The following is an 18,116-nucleotide window of genomic DNA, read 5'->3' as shown; positions in this document are numbered from 1 at the left end:
ATACGGGTGTTGTGACGCAGGACGCGGGTTCAGGTGGTGGCCTTCGGGCCCGCCAGTTCGACGGAGTCGGCGTCGGTGCCGCGGCCCGTCGTGAAGTAGGGGGAGCGGCGCCCGTACTTGGCGACGCCCGCCATCACCAGGCCGGAGACGACGATCGCCGCGGGCACCGCCAGCATGAACCACCCGTTGTCCGGGCTCAGTTCGAAGTGGTCGTTCATCGTCGCGTACGAGTACGCCAGATACGCCCCGATGCCGAGCAGCGCGAGCCCGCTGAGCCCCGGCACAACAACGGCGGGCACCGACGCGCGCGGCGCGGTGCGCAGCAGGGCGCGGAAGCGGACGGCGCAGGCGAGGGCGGTGAGGCCGTAGTAGAGGGCGACGGTGAGGCCGATGGAGTTCACGGCCGCGAGGATCATCTCGTTCAACTTCGGTATCGCCAGGGCCAGTAGAGCCACCACCGCCGCGATCGACATGACGACGACGGTACCGGCGGCCGGCGACCCGTACCGGGGGCTGACCCGCGTCCACAGCGGGCCCATCGTCCGGTCCCGGCCCATCGCGAGCAGTCCGCGCGCCGTCGGGATCACGCTCGCCTGCAGCGACGCCACGGCCGAGAACAGCAGCGCGAGCAGCGGCAGGCTGGCCACCGGCTCGTCCGCGAGCTTCGCGCCGAGGTACGTGAGGGCCTGCGGGCCCTGCTCGACCAGTTCGGGCAGCGACATCTCGCGCTGGAAGGCCACGGAACCGTAGAGGAACAGGCCGAGCATCGCGAACAGGGCGATGAACCCGCCGCGCCCCGCGTCCCGCACGTCCTTCGTCTCCTCGGTGACCGTGAACGCGGCGTCCCAGCCCCAGTAGAAGAACACGGCGAGCACAAGCCCCTGCGCGAAGGCCGTGCCGCTGTGGATGTCGAACGGGTTGAGCCACGACCACTGGAAGGCGTGCGAGCCGGTGACCAGGGACCAGCCGCAGAACCCGAGCAGTACCACGTACTCGAAGACGAGCAGCCACGCCTGGAGCCGGGTCGCCTTGCGGACGCCGGTGACCGCGGTGACGGTGACGGCGGTCAGCACGACGAGGCCGACCACGGTCGAGAGCGCCGTCGAGTTCGGGTCCAGGTCCAGGCCCAACAGGCTGTGCAGCTGAGCCTTGTTGGCGAACTGCAGGAACACGGAGCCCGTCACCGCGCTCGTGTACGCCATGAAGACCAGCGTGCCGACGAGCGTGACCCAGCCGGTGAGGAAACCGAGCCAGGGGCCGAGCGAACGGCCCACCCACACATAGCCGTTGCCCATGTTGGGCTCCTGGCGGTTCAGGCGCGCGTACGCCGCCGCGATGCCGAGGATCGGCACGAACGCCACGAGCAGGACGGCCGGTGCCTGGAGCCCGACCGTCGCCGCGAGGGAACCCATTCCGATGCCGATGCTGGTGGTCGCGGCGGTGGAGGACGCCGCGATGGCGATGCCGTCGACGACACCGAGGGAGCGGCGCAGGCCGGGTGGTTCGCTACTCATGAGCTGACTCCTGAGGGCAGGGAGCGGGGAGAGGACACGCGTCAGGGGGTGGCGACCGCGATCAAACCGGCCTTGTCAACGTTGCGTCAATGGTGTTGTCATAAGCGGGACGGTGACCGGGTGAGGGGAGAGCGCGGTGGGCGAGGGCCGGATACCCGCGGAGCGGCGGCGCAGGAAGCCGACGAAAACGGGGGTGCTGCTGTCCGAGGACGTGATCGTCGACTGCGCGCTGCGCCTGGTCGGGCAGCACGGGCCCGACGCGCTGAGCGTGCGCCGCCTCGGCACGGCCCTCGGCTGCGACCCGAGCGCGCTGTACCGCTACTTCCACAGCACGGACGACCTGCTGCTCGCCGTCTCCGACCGGATCATCGGCGAGGCGATGGAGGGGTTCGAGCCCGAGCGGATGGAGTGGCGCGACGGTCTGCGCGAGTTCGGCCTCCGCATCCACCGCGGCTACCGCGCCCACCCACGCGTGGCGGCACTCGCGGCCTACCGCGTGACACGCCGCGCCCACGAGTTCCGCGCCGTCGACGCCGGCATCGGCCTCCTCCGACGCGCCGGCTTCACCGACGAGGACGCGGTGCGCCACTACTCCGCGTTCGTCGACACCGTCCTCGGCCACGCGGCCCTCGACGCTGCGTATCTGGCCCTGCCCGCGCAGCGGCGGGAGGCGGACGACCGGGCGTGGACGGGCGAGTACGCGAACCCGTCCGCGCGGCAGCACCCTCAACTCGCGGCGGTGCGGAAGCACTTGCCGCTGATGGCGGGAAGCTCCTTCGAGGTGGCGCTCGACCTGCTGCTGACGGCGCTGGAGACGGCGTCCGGGGGATCCGGCGGCTAGGTTCTGTCTCTTTGACCGGCGTCGGGTCCAGACAAGGATGCCGGCGAGGTGGAGCGCGGCCTGGTGGGCGATCGCGGGTTTGTCCGTTCGCTTGGTCAGGCCGCGCAGCCCATCCGGAACCCACCCCTGTCGTTCACCGTGCGGCGCAACCTATCCACGTTCAGCGGTTCCGTCAGCGCCCCGCAGACCCTTGCGGAACACCGTCGAACTGTGCCGGACCGTCATGCCTACACGCAGGTACAGATCGAGCGCGCCCGTGTCCGAGTGCGTCCACAGGGTGCACGAACGGTGGCCCGCGTGATGGAAGGCGCGGAAGGCGTGGCGCAGCAGGAGGCGGGCGATGCCCCACCCGCGCTGGTCGCGCCGCACCGCGAGCTGCTCGATGTAGCCCTCGCCGCGCTCGGGCAGGTTCAACGACAGTGCCGCGCCCACCAGTTGTCCGTCGTGGAAGGCGAGTGGGGACAGGGCGGGCGCGAAGGTGGGCCGGTCGACGACGGTCCCGGCCCACTCCGCGTACGACTGACGCCGCTCCTGCCATTCGTCGAAAGCGTCCTGCACCAGGGCATGCGTGGCGCGCTCGTCGCCGGGACGCAGGGGCCGGACCGTGATGCCGGACGGCGGCTCGGGCACGGCCGGTTCCTCCGCCATGGGGAACTCGAGCAGCCACGCCGTGACGAGTGGCGCGTAGCCCCGGGAACGCAACAGGGCCACGGCTTCCGCGTCACCGTCGGGCACGGTCTGTACGACCCCCGTACTGCCCGCCTGTTCGGCGCGCGCCCCGACCCAGTCCAGGAGTGCCGCCCCCAGCCCCCGCCCCCGATGCTCCGGATGCACCTCGACCTCGGATCGCCGGTCCACCCAGGCCATGGCGGTGAGTCGGCCACTCCGGTCGTGCACCAGCACGGTGTCCGTCTCCGGAACGAGGCCGGGGCGGGCGAACACGGCGGCCACGCCCCCGACGTCCCCCTGCACCCGCCCGTACAACGCCCGCTCACACTCGGCGACGAGCGCGTGGATCATGCCGACGTCGTCGAGCGTCGCGGGGCGGGAACGGTAACCGGCGGGGAGTACGGGCACGAGAGAGTCGACCATTGGGCGACCGTACCCACATCGAGCCCCGCCGTCGGACGAGAGTCAGCGGGGCCCGGGGCAGAGCCCCGGGACCGCAACCCCGCCCACCCGAAACCTCAAAGGTTCGCGCCGAAGAACTCGACCAGCTTCGCGACGGCCGGCGCCACCGCCGCCTCCCGGTCGTAGAGGTCGACATGCGTCGCCCCCGCCACCGTGAACAACTCCGCCGTCGGCCCGGCCTGCTCCACCGCCCCCTGACTGAACGGCAGCGTCGCCGCCTCCGTCCCCGCGATCATCAGCAGCGGACGCGGCGCGATCTTGCGCACCTCGGCGTAGGAGTCGTACTGGTCCAACTGATCGGCGCTGCGCAGCGCATACGCCCCGATGGACCGCTCATGCCGGGCCCGCGGCGTCTTGTAGTAGTCGAAGAACTCCCGCACCGGCGCGGGCGTCGACTCGTCCACGGCATCCGGCAGCACCGGCACCAGACGCACCTCGCCGCCCGCCGCCTCCTCGGTCCGCGCCTTCCCGGCCTGCGCGACGAGTTCCGCGAAGCCTTCCGGGTCCGCGGCGCGGAAGAACGCGGGCACGTCCGCCGCGCTGACCGTGGCGACGGCCTTCATCCGGTGATCGGTCTGAGCCGCGTACGGGGCGTAGCCGCCGGAACCGCAGATGCCGAGGACGCCGATGCGCTCGGGGTCGACGTCTTCGCGGGTGGACAGGTACGTGACGGCGGACCGGAAGTCCTCCGCGCGTTGGAACGGATTCTCCAGGGCCCGCGGCAGCCCCTCGCTCTCGCCCTGGTGGGCGGCGTCGAAGGTGAGCGCGATGTAACCGGCGTCGGCGAGCCGCCGCGCGTACAGGGAAGCGGTCTGCTCCTTGACGCCCGTCGTCGGATGGCCGACCACGACGGCGGGGCGGCGCTCACCGTCGGAGCGGGCGGCGGGCGTATAGATATGGCCCGCCAATTTCATTCCGCTGCTGAGGAACGAGACATCAGCCTTCATCATTCTTCCCTCTTTCCCATAGCACAGGGGTGCTGGTTCTTCCCGTGGTGTTCATCGACACTCACACGCGCCCCGCGCCCGCACAATGGGCCTTTTCGGGCCTGGGACACCGATGTCCTGGGACAGAACTGTCCCCCTCACGCGATGCCCGACTCCTGGCACACTTCAGGTATGAGCGGCGACACGCACCCCAATGAACTGGGCGCATTCCTGAAGGCCCGCAGGGCCGAGCTGAGCCCCCGGACCGTCGGCCTGCCCGACCCGGGCGCGAAGCGCCGGGTCAAGGGGCTGCGCCGCGAGGAGGTGGCGCTGCTCGCCGCCATCAGCACCGACTACTACACCCGCCTCGAACAGGGCCGCAGGCAGGCGTCCGGCCCCGTACTCGACACCCTCGCGCAGGTCCTGCACCTCGACGACGAGGAGCGGGCCTACCTCTTCGAACTGGCCGGGAAAACGACCGCGGCCCGGCCCCGCAAACCGGCCGCGCAAAAGGCGCAGCCGCAATTGCGCCGCATCCTCGACGAACTCACCACGACACCGGCCATGGTCCTGGGAAGGCGTATGGACATTCTGGCGTGGAACCCGATGGCGGCCGCACTGCTCGTCGACTTCGCGACCGTTCCCGAAAAACGCCGCAATTACCTGTGGCTGCTGTTCACCGACCCGACGATGAAATCGGTGCACGCGGAGTGGGAGAAGACCGCGCGGTCCTGTGTCGCGATGCTGCGCAAAGAAGCGGGCCGCGATCCGCAGGACCAGCGGATGGCCCAGCTGATCGGCGAACTGTCGATGCGGGACGAGGACTTCCGCCGCTGGTGGGGCGACCACCGGGTGGCCTCGCTCGGCCGCGGCAGCAAAGTGCTCCACCACCCGGTGGCCGGCGAACTCACCCTGGACTGGGACGCCCTCACCTGCGCCACCGACCCCGACCAACAACTCGTCATCTGGACCGCCGAACCCGGCACCCCCTCCCACGACGCCCTCCGCATCCTGTCGTCCTGGTCACCCCATTCAACCGCCGCCCACTGAGCCCCGCCGTCGGACGAGAGTCAGCGGGGCCCGGGGCAGAGTCCCGAGACGTCAACCACGGTCGACCGAGCCCAACTGCCCCCGCAGCCACGACTCCACCTCACCCACATGCGCCGCCGCCGCACCCCTCGCCGCCTCCGGATCCCTCGCCTCCAACGCCCGCAAAATCCGCGCATGCTCGCGCCGTGTCCGCTCGAAGGCCCCCTCCTGCTCGTACCCGCGCCACACCCGCGCCCGGAACGTCCGCGAGGACAACCCCTCCAGGATCGCCGCCATCGTGTCGTTGCCCGCGGCAGCGGCGATCGCCCGATGGAACGCCAGGTCGTGGGCGAGGATCTCGTCGGGGTCGTCCGTCGCCTCCATGGCCGCCAAGTGGTCGGCGACCTCCGCCAGTTGCACCCGGGTGATCCGCGCCGCGGCCAGCGCCGTCGCCGTGGACTCCAGGATGCGCCGCACCTCCAGAAGCTCCACGAGCCGGGGCCCGCGCGACAGATCGGCGACCACCCCGAACGTCTCCAGCAGGTCCCCGGCCTCCAACTGCGTGACGTAGATACCGGACCCGTGCCGCGCCTCCAGTACGCCGAGCACCGTGAGCGCCCGGATCGCCTCCCGCACCGAACTGCGCGAGATGCCGAGCTGCGCCGCCAAGTCCCGCTCGGTGGGCAGCCGTTGACCCGGTTGCAGGTCACCGCTGCCGATCATCGCCTTGAGCTGCTCGATGGCCCGCTGCGTGACGGTGCCCTTCTGCGGGGCGGTCTGCTCCATGCGGCGCAGTGTAACCAGCCCAGTGGTCCGACCACTACCGAAATGGTCCGACCCACCGACGCCCTCCCGAGGCGTAAATACCCAGAAAACTTGGGTACGACGGGTGTTGGCGCGCATAAGTGGTCTGATAAATATCTCGGCGCGGTCCCCCCCAATGACTTCCGTAGCCGAGGAGCGGTCCGATGACGGACACGACAGGCACGACAGGCACACCGAACAAGAAGCACCGCAAGCGCCCGGTATGCGCGGTCGCCCTGATGGGCTGCGCCGCCCTCGCCCTCGCCGCCTGCGGCAGCACCAAGGACACCGCGGCCGGTGCCGGAGGCGGTGGCGGCGACGGCGGCACCGGCAAGGTGGGCGTCGTCCTGCCACTGCTGACCTCGCCGTTCTGGCAGTCGTACAACGACTACGTGCCGAAGATGGCGAAGTCCGAGGGCGTGGACGCGCTGAAGACCGTCAACTCCAACAGCGACCCGTCGCAGCAGATCACGGACATCAACAACCAGCTCAACCAGGGCGTGCAGGGCCTCGTCGTGGCGCCGCTCGACAGCGCCGCCATCGGCGCAGGGCTCGACCAGGCGGAACGCAAGGGCGTCCCCGTCGTCGCCGTGGACGTGGCACCCGACAAGGGGAAGGTCGCCATGGTCGTACGCGCGAACAACGTCTCGTACGGCAAGAAGGCCTGCGCCTACCTCGGCGACCACGTGAAGTCCGGAAAGGTCGTCCAGATCATGGGCGACCTGGCGTCGGTGAACGGCCGCGAGCGCTCCAAGGCGTTCCGGGACTGCGTCAAGGCCGAGTACCCGAAGCTCAAGGTCCTGGAGATCCCCGCGAAGTGGGAGTCCGACACCGCCGCCTCCAAGCTCGACACCCTCCTCAACGCCAACCCCGACATCAAGGGGATCTATATGCAGGCGGGCGGCGTGTATCTCGCGCCGACCCTCCAAACCCTCAAGTCCAAGGGCCTGTTGAAGAAGACGGGCTCCGACGGACACATCACGATCGTGTCCAACGACGGCATCCCGCAGGAGTACGCCGCCATCCGCAAGGGCCAGATCGACGCGACGGTCTCGCAGCCCGCCGACACGTACGCCAAGTACGGCATGTACTACGTCAAGGCGGCGATGCAGGGCAAGAAGTTCGAGCCGGGGCCGACCGACCACGGCTCGAAGATCGTGAAGCTGCCCAGCGGCACCCTGGAGGACCAGCTGCCCGCCCCGCTGGTCACCAAGAAGAACGTCGACGACCCCGAGCTGTGGGGAAACACGGTCAAATGACCACGGACACCCGGCAGTCGACCCCACTGGTCGAGGCCCGCGGCATCGTCAAACGCTACGGTCCCACCGTCGCCCTCGCCGACGGCCGGCTCACCGTGCACTCCGGCGAGTCCCACGCGCTCGTCGGCCGCAACGGCGCCGGCAAGTCCACCCTCGTCCAGGTCCTCACCGGGCTACAGGCCGCGGACGCGGGCACCCTCACGTTCGACGGGGAACCCGCGCCGCCGCTCGGCGACCGGGAGGCGTGGCGCGCCAAGGTCGCCTGCGTCTACCAAAAACCCACGGTCGTACCGGACTTGACCGTCGCCGAGAACCTCTTCCTGAACCGGCAGCCGGGCGCCCGCCGCGGCTTCTTCAGCTGGAAGAGGCTCGCCGCCGAGGCCCGGGAGCTGCTCGACACCTGGGACGTACGTGTCGACCCCGGCGCCAGGACCGCCGACCTCAAGGTCGAGGACCGCCAAATGGTCGAGATCGCGCGGGCGTTGAGCGGCGGCGCCCGGTTCATCGTGCTCGACGAGCCGACCGCGCAGCTCGACAACCGGGAGATCGAGCGCCTCTTCGCCCGCATGCGCGCCCTCCAGGACTCGGGCGTCACCTTCCTGTTCATCTCGCACCACCTCCAGGAGGTGTACGAGGTGTGCAAGACGGTCACCGTGCTGCGCGACGCCCGCTGGATCACCACGGCCCCGGTCGCCGAACTCCCGCGGCCCGCGCTCGTCGAGGCCATGGCGGGGGAGACCGTCGCCGAACAGGCGGCGGCGGCCGCGGAGGCGGTCGTCGAGCAGGCCGCCACCGAGGACGTCGAACCCGTCGTCCTCGACGTCGCGGGCCTCACCTCGGACACGTACGAGCACGTGGATCTGACCGTGCGGCGCGGCGAGGTCGTCGGGCTCGCCGGATCCAGCGGCAGCGGCAAGATCGCGCTCGCGGAGTCCCTGGCCGGGCTGCACACACCCACCTCCGGTACGGCCCGGCTCGACGGCAGGCCGCTGCCCTTCGGTGATGTGTCGGCCGCGCTTGCCGCCGGGGTCGGATGTGTGCCGCGCGACCGGCACGACCAGGGGCTCGTCACCGGGATGACTATCGGGGACAACTCCACGCTGTCGGTGCTCGGGCGGCTCGGTCGGCACGGGTTCATCGGGACGGACCGCCGACGGGAGTTCGCCCGTGACCTGATCGAGCGCCTCGACATCCACGCAGAGGGGCCCGACCAGCCCGTCTCCGACCTGTCCGGCGGCAACGCCCAGAAGGTGGTCATGGCCCGCGCCCTCGCCTCCGACCCGCACCTGCTCGTCCTCATCAACCCGACCGCCGGGGTCGACGTGAAGTCCAAGGAGTCGCTGCTGCGCCGCGTCGACAGCGCCCGCGACGACGGCACGGCCGTCCTCGTCGTGTCGGACGAGCTCGACGACCTGCGGCGCTGCGACCGGGTCCTCGTGCTCTTTCACGGACGGGTGGTCGCGGAGCATACGGCCGGGTGGGCCGACCACGAATTGATCGCATCCATCGAGGGGGTCGCAAGTGACGCGAGCTGACCAAGCCCCGGCCAATCAAGCCCCTGCGGCGATTGAGCAGCGGGGTCCGGGGCAGAGCCCCGAGACGTCACCGGCAGGGCGACCGAAAGAGCACGGGAGCGCACACAACGTCCTCCTACGCCGCGCCCGCGAACTCGCCCTCGTACCCGCCCTGTTGCTCCTCCTCGTCCTCGGCGCCGTCCTCAACGACTCCTTCCTCGCCGAGCGGAACATCATCTCCATCCTCGGCTCATCCGCCGCCCTCGCGATGGTGGTCCTCGCCGAGTCACTCGTCCTCATCAGCGGCAAGTTCGACCTCTCCCTCGAATCGGTCGTCGGCATCGCGCCCGCCTTCGGGGCGCTGCTCGTCCTCCCCGTCGCCCAGTCCGGCTTCGGCACCGAATTCCCGGTCGCCGTCGGCCTGTTGGCGGTGCTCGTCGCGGGTGCGTGCATCGGCGCGTTCAACGGCGTGCTCGTCGTCAAGCTGAAGCTCAACGCGTTCATCGTGACGCTCGCGATGCTGATCGTGCTGCGCGGACTGCTCGTCGGAGCCACCAAGGGCAAGACGCTGTTCGGGATGCCCGACGCGTTCTTCGCGCTCGCCACCTCCACGTTCCTGCGGATCCCGATGTCGGTGTGGTTCGCGGCGATCGCGTTCGGCGTCGCCGGGCTGTTCCTGAAGTACCACCGCGTAGGACGGGCCCTGTACGCGATCGGCGGCAACGCGGAGGCCGCGCGCGCCGCGGGCATCCGTGTCGAGCGCGTCATGCTCGGCGTGTTCGTGATCGCCGGGGTGCTCGCCTCCGTCGGAGGCATCATGCAGACCGGCTACGTGGGGGCCATCAGTGCCAACCAGGGCAACAACATGATCTTCACCGTGTTCGCCGCCGCCGTCATCGGAGGCATCAGCCTGGACGGCGGCAAGGGCACCATGTTCGGCGCGCTGACCGGCGTACTGCTGCTCGGCGTCGTACAGAACATGCTGACGCTCGCCCAGGTGCCGTCGTTCTGGATCCAGGCCATCTACGGCGGAATCATCCTGCTCGCCCTCATGGTCGCCCGCGTCACCACAGGCCGCGCCCAGGACTGACCCTCCCGTCGCCCCCGCCCGAAAGGCACCCCGTTGTCCTCAACTCCGGCCCGTGTCACCGCCGTCGACACCTACGACATCCGGTTCCCGACCTCCCGGCAGCTCGACGGCTCCGACGCCATGAACCCCGACCCCGACTATTCCGCCGCGTATGTCGTGCTGCGCACCGACGACCCCGACGGACACGAAGGGCACGGCTTCACGTTCACCATCGGGCGCGGCAACGACGTGCAGGTCGCCGCGATCCGCGCGCTGCGCCACCACGTCGTCGGCCGCCCCATCGACACGCTGTGCGCCGACCCCGGCAGCCTCAACCGCGACCTCGTCGGCGACAGTCAACTCCGCTGGCTGGGGCCCGAGAAGGGCGTGATGCACATGGCCATCGGCGCCGTCGTCAACGCCGCCTGGGACCTCGCCGCCAAACGCGCGGGCAAACCCCTGTGGCGGCTGCTCGCGGAGGCGGAGCCCGAGTGGCTGGTCCGGCAGGTCGACTTCCGGTACATCGACGACGCGCTCAGTCCCGAACGGGCCCTGGAACTCCTCCAGATGGGGCGTGACGGCGGCGCCGAGCGCACCGCCCGTCTCCTCGACCGCGGCTACCCCGGCTACACCACATCGCCCGGCTGGCTCGGCTACAGCGACGAGAAGCTCACCCGCCTCGCCCGGCAGGCCGTCGCCGACGGCTTCACGCAGATCAAGCTGAAGGTCGGCGCCGACCTCGACGACGACATCCGGCGCTGCCGCACCGCCCGCCAGGTCGTCGGACCCGGCATCCGCGTCGCCATCGACGCCAACCAGCGCTGGGGCGTGACCGAAGCCGCCCAATGGACCAACGCCCTCGCCGAGTTCGACCCGTACTGGGTGGAGGAACCCACCAGCCCCGACGACATCCTCGGCCACGCCGCCATCCGCGAGCGCGTCGCCCCGGTGAAGGTCGCCACCGGCGAACACGTACAGAACCGCGTCGTGTTCAAGCAGCTCCTCCAGGCCGGCGCCATCGACATCCTGCAGATCGACGCCGCCCGCGTCGGCGGCGTCAACGAGAACCTGGCGATCCTGCTGCTCGCCGCGCAGTTCGGCGTCCCCGTGTGCCCGCACGCGGGCGGCGTCGGCCTGTGCGAACTCGTCCAGCACCTGTCGATGTTCGACTACGTCGCGCTGTCCGGGACCACCGAGGACCGTGTCATCGAGTACGTCGACCATCTCCACGAACACTTCGCCGACCCGGCCGTCGTCCGCCACGGCCACTACGCCGCGCCGACGGCCCCCGGATTCTCCGCCACCATGCGGCCGGATTCCATCGCCGAATTCACCTACCCCGACGGGGAGTTCTGGGCGAAGGACCTCGCCACGGCACCCCGAGCGGACACCGACCCGAACGGAGCGATCGCATGACCGGGAACAGCGTTCAGGACTTCGCCGGGCTCAAGGCCCTCGTCACCGGCGGCGCCTCCGGCATCGGCCGCGCCACCGCCGAACTGCTCCACGCGCGCGGCGCCGACGTCGCCGTCCTCGACCGTGACATCACCACCGTGGAGAAGCCGCTGCGCGGATACGCCGCCGATGTCACCGACGACGCCGCCGTCCGGGCCGTCGTGGGCGCCGCCATCGGCGACCTCGGGGGCCTCGACGTCCTCGTCAACAACGCCGGCATCGGTGCCCAGGGCACCGTCGCCGACAACGACGACGCCGAATGGCACCGGGTGCTCGACGTCAATGTCATCGGCATGGTGCGGGTCGCGCGCGCCGCCCTCCCCGCGCTCCGGGACTCCGGGCACGCCGCCGTCGTCAACACCTGCTCCATAGCCGCCACGGCGGGCCTCCCGCAGCGCGCCCTGTACGCCGCGTCCAAGGGCGCCGTGTACTCCCTCACCCTCGCCATGGCCGCCGACCACATACGCGAGGGCATCCGCGTCAACTGCGTCAACCCCGGCACCGCCGACACACCATGGGTCGGCCGACTCCTCGACAGGGCCGACGACCCGGCCGCCGAACGCGCCGCCCTCGAAGCCCGCCAGCCCACCGGACGCCTCGTCTCCGCCGACGAAGTCGCGGGCGCCATCGCCCACTTGGCGAGCCCGCTCTCCGGAGCCACCACCGGCACCTCCCTCGCAGTCGACGGCGGCATGCAGGGCCTCCGGCTGCGCCCCGCCGGACAGTGACCGGCATGCGCACCAGGACACTCGGCCGCACCGACGTCCGGGTCACGACGCTCGGCTTCGGCGCCGCCGGCATCGGCAACCTCTACACACCCGTCCGCGACGACGAGGCATACGTCGCCCTGGACACCGCCTGGGACGCGGGCCTGCGCTACTTCGACACCGCGCCGCACTACGGCCTCGGCCTGTCCGAACGCCGCGTCGGCGAGTACCTGCGCACCCGGCCCACCGGCTCGTACACCCTGTCCACGAAGGTCGGAAGGCTCCTGGAACCGTACGACGGCGGGAGCGGGAGCGGGAGCGGGAGCGGGGGTGACGGCGGGGGAGACGACAGTGCCAACGGCTTCGCCGTGCCCGCCACCACGCGCCGCGTCTGGGACTTCAGCGCGTCCGGGGTGCGCCGCTCCATCGAGGACAGCCTCGGCCGCCTCGGCGTCGACCGCATCGACGTCGCCTACATCCACGACCCCGACCACCACGCGAAGGAGGCGTTCGGAGAGGCGTACCCGGAACTGGAGCGGCTGCGCGGCGAAGGACTCGTGGGCGCCATCGGCGCGGGCATGAACCAGTCCGCGATGCTCACCCGCTTCGTCCGCGACACCGACGTCGACGTGGTGCTGTGCGCGGGCCGCTACACCCTCCTCGACCAGCGGGCCCTGAAGCTGCTGCTGCCCGCCGCCGTCGAGCGTGGTGTGTCCGTCGTCCTCGGAGGTGTCTTCAACTCGGGACTGCTCGCCGACCCCAAGCAGGGCGGCACCTTCGACTACTCCCTCGCCTCGCCCGAAGTCCTGTCCCGCGCCCGGAAGTTCAAGGACCTCGCCGAACGCCACGGCACCACGCTGCGCGCCGCCGCGCTCGCCTTCCCGTTCGGACACCCCGGCGTCACCAGCGTCCTCGTCGGCACCCGCTCGGCGGCCGAAGTCACCGACGCCGTACAGCAGTCGGCGGCGAAGGTGCCGGACGGCTTCTGGCACGAGGCCCGCGCCCGCCACCTCCTGCCCGCCCACGTACCCGTACCGCGGTCGGACACACCGTCAGAACAGGAGCCGTACACGTGAGAGTCGCCCTGCACACCAAGGTCCGCGCCGACCGCGTGGCCGAGTACGAGGACGCGCACCGCGAGGTGCCTCGGGAGCTGGTCGCCGCGATCCGGGCGGCGGGCGCTCGTCAGTGGACGATCTGGCGCAGCGGAACCGACCTCTTCCACGTCATCGACTGCGAGGACTACGCCCGCATGCTCGCCGAACTCGACAAGCTCCCGGTCAATATCGCCTGGCAGGCCCGCATGGGCGAACTCCTCGACGTCGTCCACGACTACTCCGCCGAAGGCGCCGACGCCGGACTGCCCGTCGTATGGGAACTGCCATGACCGGAGTCGTCGACGCGCACCACCACGTCTGGGATCTCTCCGTACGCGACCAGGACTGGATCACCGGCCCCGAACTCGCCCCGATCCGCCGCGCGTTCACTCTCGACGAGCTGACGCCCGAGCTGCGCGCGGCGGGCGTCGACGCCACCGTCCTCGTGCAGACGGTGACCGTCGCCGAGGAGACACCCGAGTTCCTCGCCCTCGCCGAGCGCGGCGACCTCGTCGCGGGCGTCGTCGGCTGGACCGACCTCACCCGGCCCGACGTCCGCGACACCCTCGACCGGCTCCGCGAACTGCCGGGCGGACGGCACCTGGTGGGCATCCGGCACCAGGTGCAGGGCGAGCCGGACCCCGAGTGGCTGCTGCGGCCCGACGTACGGCGCGGACTCGCGGCCCTCGCCGACTCCGGGCTCGTATACGACCTCGTCGTCCTGCCGCACCAGCTGCCCGCCTGCGCCAAGGCCGCCGCCGAACACCCCGAACTCGCCTTCGTCCTCGACCACTTGGGCAAGCCGCCGATCGCGGCGCACGAACTCGAACCCTGGCGTACGCGCATCCGGGCGCTCGCCGCGCTCCCCAACACGTACTGCAAACTCTCCGGCCTGGTCACCGAGGCCGACTGGGCGCACTGGACCCTCGACGACCTCCGGCCGTACGCGGACACCGCCCTCGACGCCTTCGGCCCCGACCGCGTGATGTTCGGCTCGGACTGGCCGGTGTGCACGCTCGCGGCCACGTACGCCCAAGTCGTCGACACCGCACGCGAGTTGGTGGGCGGCAACGACCCCGATGTCTTCGACGGCACCGCCCGCCGCGTCTACCTCAGCCGCGTCGGCGGCAGGAACTCCCGTACGTAGGTCCGCTCCCACCACGCCCCCGTCTCCCGCAGCTCCCGCCACGACGTGAACCGGTAGCGGTACACCAGCGCCCTAATGTGCACGGGCGGCGCGTCCGGCGGGAACGGGGAGCGCCGCAGCAGCCGCAGCGTGTCCCGGTCACCTTCGAGCAGCCGCTCGACGAGCCCCTCGAACCAGGACCTGGCGTACGCGGGCGACAGCGCGGCGAACCACAGCATCCAGTCGAGCCGCAGATGGTACGGCGCGAACTGGCGCGGAAGGCGGCGCGGGTCGCCGGGCTTGCCCTTGAACTCGTAGGCCCGCCAGTCCGATTCGGGGCGCGGCACCTCCTCCGTCGTCCCCTCGATCACGATCTCCTGCCGGACCCGGCCGACCGAGCCGAACGCCCCGTACGTGTTCACCAGGTGCAGGGGATCGTACGAGCGGTTCATGGACTGGCGGCGCGAGAGCAGATTGCGCACCGGGTGCCGGCTCAGCGCCACCACCAGCGCCGTGACGGCGAAGACCACGATCTCGTACCAGAGGGGAGCGGCGGGCAGCGCGGGCGAGGAGTGCAGGGAGGACAGGTCGAGGGCGGACGCCGCCAGGAGGATCGTCAGCCAGTTCAGCCACGCGAAGTTCCCCGAGGCGACCAGCCACAGCTGCGTGACGACCACCAGGGCCGCCGCCCATGTGGCGACCGGCTGCGGAGCGAACAGCAGGAAGGGGACCACCAGCTGCGTGAAGTGGCTCGCGGCGACCTCCACGCGGTGCAGCGGACGCGGCAGATGATGGAAGAACCAGCTCAGCGGGTTCGGCATCGGCTGCGTCTCGTGGTGGTAGTAGAGGCACGTCAGCTTCCGCCAGCACGCGTCGCCCCGCATCTTGATCAGCCCGGCCCCGAACTCAAGGCGGAACAGCACCCACCGCAGCAGGAAGAGAACGAGGACCGGCGGCGCCACCTCGTCGTTCCCCAGGAACACCGCCAGGAAGCCGACCTCCAGGAGCAACGACTCCCAACCAAAGCCGTACCACGTCTGTCCGACCGTCACGATCGACAGATACAGCGCCCACGGCACCAGCCACAGCAGCATCGCCGCCCACAGCGGCAGCAGCCCGTCCACCCCGGCGAGCAGCCCCGCCGCCACCACCGCACCACCCCACGCGCACCCGGCGAAGAACCGGTCCGAGTAGTGCAGCCGGAACAGCGACGGCGCCAGCTTCCACGGCACGGCCGCCACGAACCGGGGGACCGGCGTCAGCCCGCGCTCCCCGAGCAGCGCCCGGAACTGGAGCGCGGCCCCCACGAACGCGAGGAGGTAGAGCGCCGCGAGGCCCCGCTGGAAGACCAGGCGGGCCGGCCAGTAGTCCGAAGCGCCGAACCAGTCCATGCCTCCAGTGTGTGCCCCGATCCGCGGCGAGGTCACGACGCACGGTCACGACGTGCGGGCGCTGGGGGCTCGGCCTAGCGTGGGGCCCATGGGCGTGGGTGACGGGGGCGGCGAGGAGCCCGGGAGCGCCCCAGGCGGGGAGAGCCCGGAGGACGAGCCGCGCGGGTTTCTGGAGGCGTACGGGCGCGGCCTGCGCATGGGCAGCTTCGACTGGGACCTCGACACCGGCCTCATGGCCATGGACGCCCAGGCCCACGACGTCTTCGACATCCTGCCGGAGGACTACGACGACCGGCCCCAGACCCTCGGCACCCGCGTACCGCCCGACGAGGGCGGCCGCCTCGACGCCCTCGTCTCCCGCGCCCTCAAGAGCGGCGACGAGACCTACGGGACGTACTTCCGCATCCGCACCCGCACGGGCGAGATGCGCTGGACCCACACCCGCGGCTACATCCGGCGCGACGAGCAGGGCCGCCCGCGCCGCATCGTCGGCATCGTGCGCGACGCCACCGACGAGCTGAACGACGCCACCGTCCAGCACGAACGCGAGGCCCGCGAGGCCGCCCGCAGACGCGAGACCAGCGTCGTCCAGCACACCACCGCCGCGCTCGCGCACGCCCGCACCGTCGAAGAGGTCATCGACGTGCTCCGCGACACCCACGGCATCGAGCACCTCGGCGCCGCCAGCTTTGTGATGGGCCTGGTCAGGGCCGGGCGCATCCATCTCGTCGCCGAAGGCCCGAAGGGCAGCTTCGTGCCCGGCACCGGCGTCACAGGACCGGACGCCCCGTACCCGATGAGCGAGGTCGTCCGCACCCTCAAGCCCCGCTTCATCGAGTCCGCAGAGGACTTCGCCGAGTCCTACCCCGCGCTGTGGCCGGAGATCACCCACCTCGGCATCAGCTCCGCCGCCTACCTCCCCCTCATCGCACAGGCCAGGCCCATCGGCGCCGTCGGCCTGCTCTACCACGACCGCGAGGGCTTCACCGAGTCCGAGCGCAACGTCCTCGTCGCGCTCGGCAGCAGCATCGCGCAGAGCCTCCAGCGCGCCATGTTCTACGAGGAGGAGAAGGACCTCGCCCAGGGACTCCAGCAGGCCATGCTGCCGCGCATCATCCCCGACGTGCCGGGCGCCGACATCGCCGTCCGCTACCGCGCCGCCTCCCTCGGCCGGGACATCGGCGGCGACTGGTACGACGTGATAGCGCTGCCCGGCGGCCGGGTCGGCGCGGTCATCGGCGACGTACAAGGGCACGACACGCACGCCGCCGCCGTCATGGGACAGCTCCGCATCGTGCTGCGCGCCTACGCCGCCGAGGGCCACAACCCCGCCACCGTCATGGCCCGCGCCTCCACCTTCCTGCACGAACTCGACACCGACCGCTTCGCGACCTGCCTGTACGCGGAGGTCGACCTGTCCACCGGCGTCGTCCAGCTCGTCCGCGCCGGACACCTCGACCCGCTGCTCCGCCTCCCCGACGGCACCTGCCGCAGGCTGCCCGTGCACGGCGGACTGCCGCTCGGCCTGTCCGCCGAGTTCGGGCGCCTCGCCTACCCGGTGACCACCGCCGAACTCGACCCCGGACAGACCCTGTTGCTGTGCACCGACGGCCTCGTCGAGCAGCCCGGCGCCGACCTCGACGACGGCCTCCAGACCCTCAGCACGCTCATCGGCACCGGACCCGACGACCTCGACCGGCTCGCGGACCGGCTCGTCGCGTCCTGCGAGGAACGCGACGCCGAGGACGACGTGGCACTCCTGCTGCTGCGCCGCCGCGGCGCGGGCGCCGTGCAGAGCGGCGGCCGGCTCACCGAACACGTGCCGCCCGGCGACCCCGAGGCGCTGCGCTCCGCCCGGCACATGATCCGGCACGCAGTCCGCGTCTGGGGAGCGAAGGAGCGCGCCGACGAGATCGAACTCGTCGCCGACGAAATGATCACCAACGCCCTCATGCACACCGAAGGCCCCGCCATCGTCACGCTCCGCGTCCTCACCGGACCCGACCGGAGACTCCGGGTCGACGTGGAGGACACCTCCAGCGCCCTGCCGCGCCGCCGCGAGGCGGGCGAGGACGGCGTCTCGGGGCGCGGCCTGCTCCTCGTCGACCAGCTCGCCGACCGCTGGGGCGTGGAGGCGCGCGGCGGCGGCAAGTGCGTGTGGTGCGAATTCGTGGTGCCCGCACGCGTGTGAGATGCGTACGTGAGATGCGTACGTGAGAGACGCACGTGAGAGACGCACGTGAGAGACGCACG

The 18,116-nt window shown here is 71.1% G+C and carries 16 protein-coding genes; 11 read left to right on the top strand and 5 right to left on the bottom strand.

The features are described 5' to 3' along the window. Positions 1 to 29: 29 nt before the first annotated feature. Positions 30 to 1,514, bottom strand: coding sequence for an APC family permease (locus RBJ65_RS30960; RefSeq protein WP_306319919.1), 1,485 nt, complete (start codon positions 1,512 to 1,514; stop codon positions 30 to 32). Positions 1,515 to 1,650: 136 nt separating this feature from the next. On the opposite strand from RBJ65_RS30960, the gene RBJ65_RS30955 reads away from it, so the two are divergent. Next, entirely contained in the window at positions 1,651 to 2,355 is a 705-nt protein-coding gene (locus RBJ65_RS30955; protein WP_306319918.1) for a TetR/AcrR family transcriptional regulator, read from the top strand. A gap of 150 nt (positions 2,356 to 2,505) precedes the next feature. Here RBJ65_RS30955 and RBJ65_RS30945 read toward each other — a convergent pair whose 3' ends face one another. Next, positions 2,506 to 3,447, bottom strand: a complete 942-nt coding sequence (locus RBJ65_RS30945) for a GNAT family N-acetyltransferase (RefSeq protein ID WP_306319917.1) — start codon at positions 3,445 to 3,447, stop codon at positions 2,506 to 2,508. Between the two features lie 95 nt (positions 3,448 to 3,542). Next, entirely contained in the window at positions 3,543 to 4,436 is an 894-nt protein-coding gene (locus RBJ65_RS30940) for an alpha/beta hydrolase (protein WP_306319916.1), read from the bottom strand. Positions 4,437 to 4,604: 168 nt separating this feature from the next. Here RBJ65_RS30940 and RBJ65_RS30935 point away from each other — a divergent pair, with 168 nt between their 5' ends. Continuing rightward, a complete protein-coding gene (locus RBJ65_RS30935; RefSeq protein WP_306319915.1) occupies positions 4,605 to 5,462 on the top strand; it encodes a helix-turn-helix domain-containing protein in 858 nt (285 codons plus the stop codon). A gap of 51 nt (positions 5,463 to 5,513) precedes the next feature. Here RBJ65_RS30935 and RBJ65_RS30930 read toward each other — a convergent pair whose 3' ends face one another. After that, positions 5,514 to 6,227 carry a FadR/GntR family transcriptional regulator gene (locus RBJ65_RS30930; protein WP_306319914.1) on the bottom strand — a complete coding sequence of 238 codons (714 nt, stop codon included), beginning with the start codon at positions 6,225 to 6,227 and terminating at the stop codon, positions 5,514 to 5,516. Between the two features lie 182 nt (positions 6,228 to 6,409). Here RBJ65_RS30930 and RBJ65_RS30925 point away from each other — a divergent pair, with 182 nt between their 5' ends. The 8 genes from RBJ65_RS30925 to RBJ65_RS30890 are packed head-to-tail and all read left to right on the top strand — an operon-like array spanning position 6,410 to position 14,493. Beyond that, a complete protein-coding gene (locus RBJ65_RS30925; protein ID WP_306319913.1) occupies positions 6,410 to 7,504 on the top strand; it encodes a sugar ABC transporter substrate-binding protein in 1,095 nt (364 codons plus the stop codon). Next, positions 7,501 to 9,039, top strand: coding sequence for a sugar ABC transporter ATP-binding protein (locus RBJ65_RS30920; protein ID WP_306319912.1), 1,539 nt, complete (start codon positions 7,501 to 7,503; stop codon positions 9,037 to 9,039). Before RBJ65_RS30925 ends, RBJ65_RS30920 begins: the two co-directional genes overlap by 4 nt. Positions 9,040 to 9,070: 31 nt before the next feature. Next, the gene (locus RBJ65_RS30915; protein ID WP_372341309.1) at positions 9,071 to 10,108 is read left to right on the top strand and encodes an ABC transporter permease; all 1,038 of its coding nucleotides are present in this window, start codon (positions 9,071 to 9,073) and stop codon (positions 10,106 to 10,108) included. 33 nt (positions 10,109 to 10,141) lie between these two features. Then, a complete protein-coding gene (locus RBJ65_RS30910) occupies positions 10,142 to 11,503 on the top strand; it encodes an L-fuconate dehydratase (protein WP_306319910.1) in 1,362 nt (453 codons plus the stop codon). Beyond that, the gene (locus RBJ65_RS30905; protein ID WP_306319909.1) at positions 11,500 to 12,270 is read left to right on the top strand and encodes an SDR family NAD(P)-dependent oxidoreductase; all 771 of its coding nucleotides are present in this window, start codon (positions 11,500 to 11,502) and stop codon (positions 12,268 to 12,270) included. Before RBJ65_RS30910 ends, RBJ65_RS30905 begins: the two co-directional genes overlap by 4 nt. A gap of 5 nt (positions 12,271 to 12,275) precedes the next feature. After that, complete coding sequence (locus RBJ65_RS30900) at positions 12,276 to 13,325, top strand: aldo/keto reductase (protein ID WP_306319908.1); 1,050 nt, start codon at positions 12,276 to 12,278, stop codon at positions 13,323 to 13,325. Then, a complete protein-coding gene (locus RBJ65_RS30895) occupies positions 13,322 to 13,636 on the top strand; it encodes an L-rhamnose mutarotase (protein WP_306319907.1) in 315 nt (104 codons plus the stop codon). Before RBJ65_RS30900 ends, RBJ65_RS30895 begins: the two co-directional genes overlap by 4 nt. Further along, complete coding sequence (locus tag RBJ65_RS30890) at positions 13,633 to 14,493, top strand: amidohydrolase (RefSeq protein WP_306319906.1); 861 nt, start codon at positions 13,633 to 13,635, stop codon at positions 14,491 to 14,493. The genes RBJ65_RS30895 and RBJ65_RS30890 overlap by 4 nt, the downstream gene beginning before the upstream one ends. On the opposite strand, the gene RBJ65_RS30885 is transcribed toward RBJ65_RS30890, so the two are convergent. Then, on the bottom strand, positions 14,454 to 15,863 hold the full coding sequence (locus RBJ65_RS30885) for a lipase maturation factor family protein (protein ID WP_306319905.1): 1,410 nt from the start codon (positions 15,861 to 15,863) through the stop codon (positions 14,454 to 14,456). The two genes, RBJ65_RS30890 and RBJ65_RS30885, sit on opposite strands and share 40 nt — an antisense overlap. Before the next feature lie 88 nt (positions 15,864 to 15,951). On the opposite strand from RBJ65_RS30885, the gene RBJ65_RS30880 reads away from it, so the two are divergent. Beyond that, the gene (locus tag RBJ65_RS30880) at positions 15,952 to 18,054 is read left to right on the top strand and encodes a SpoIIE family protein phosphatase (protein ID WP_306319904.1); all 2,103 of its coding nucleotides are present in this window, start codon (positions 15,952 to 15,954) and stop codon (positions 18,052 to 18,054) included. Positions 18,055 to 18,116 lie beyond the last annotated feature (62 nt).

It is taken from the genome of Streptomyces sp. KL109B (genome assembly GCF_030766935.1).
GTDB lineage: Bacteria > Actinomycetota > Actinomycetes > Streptomycetales > Streptomycetaceae > Streptomyces.
The sequence above is the reverse complement of the archived record's forward strand: the minus strand, read 5'-3'. Positions and strand labels throughout refer to the sequence as shown.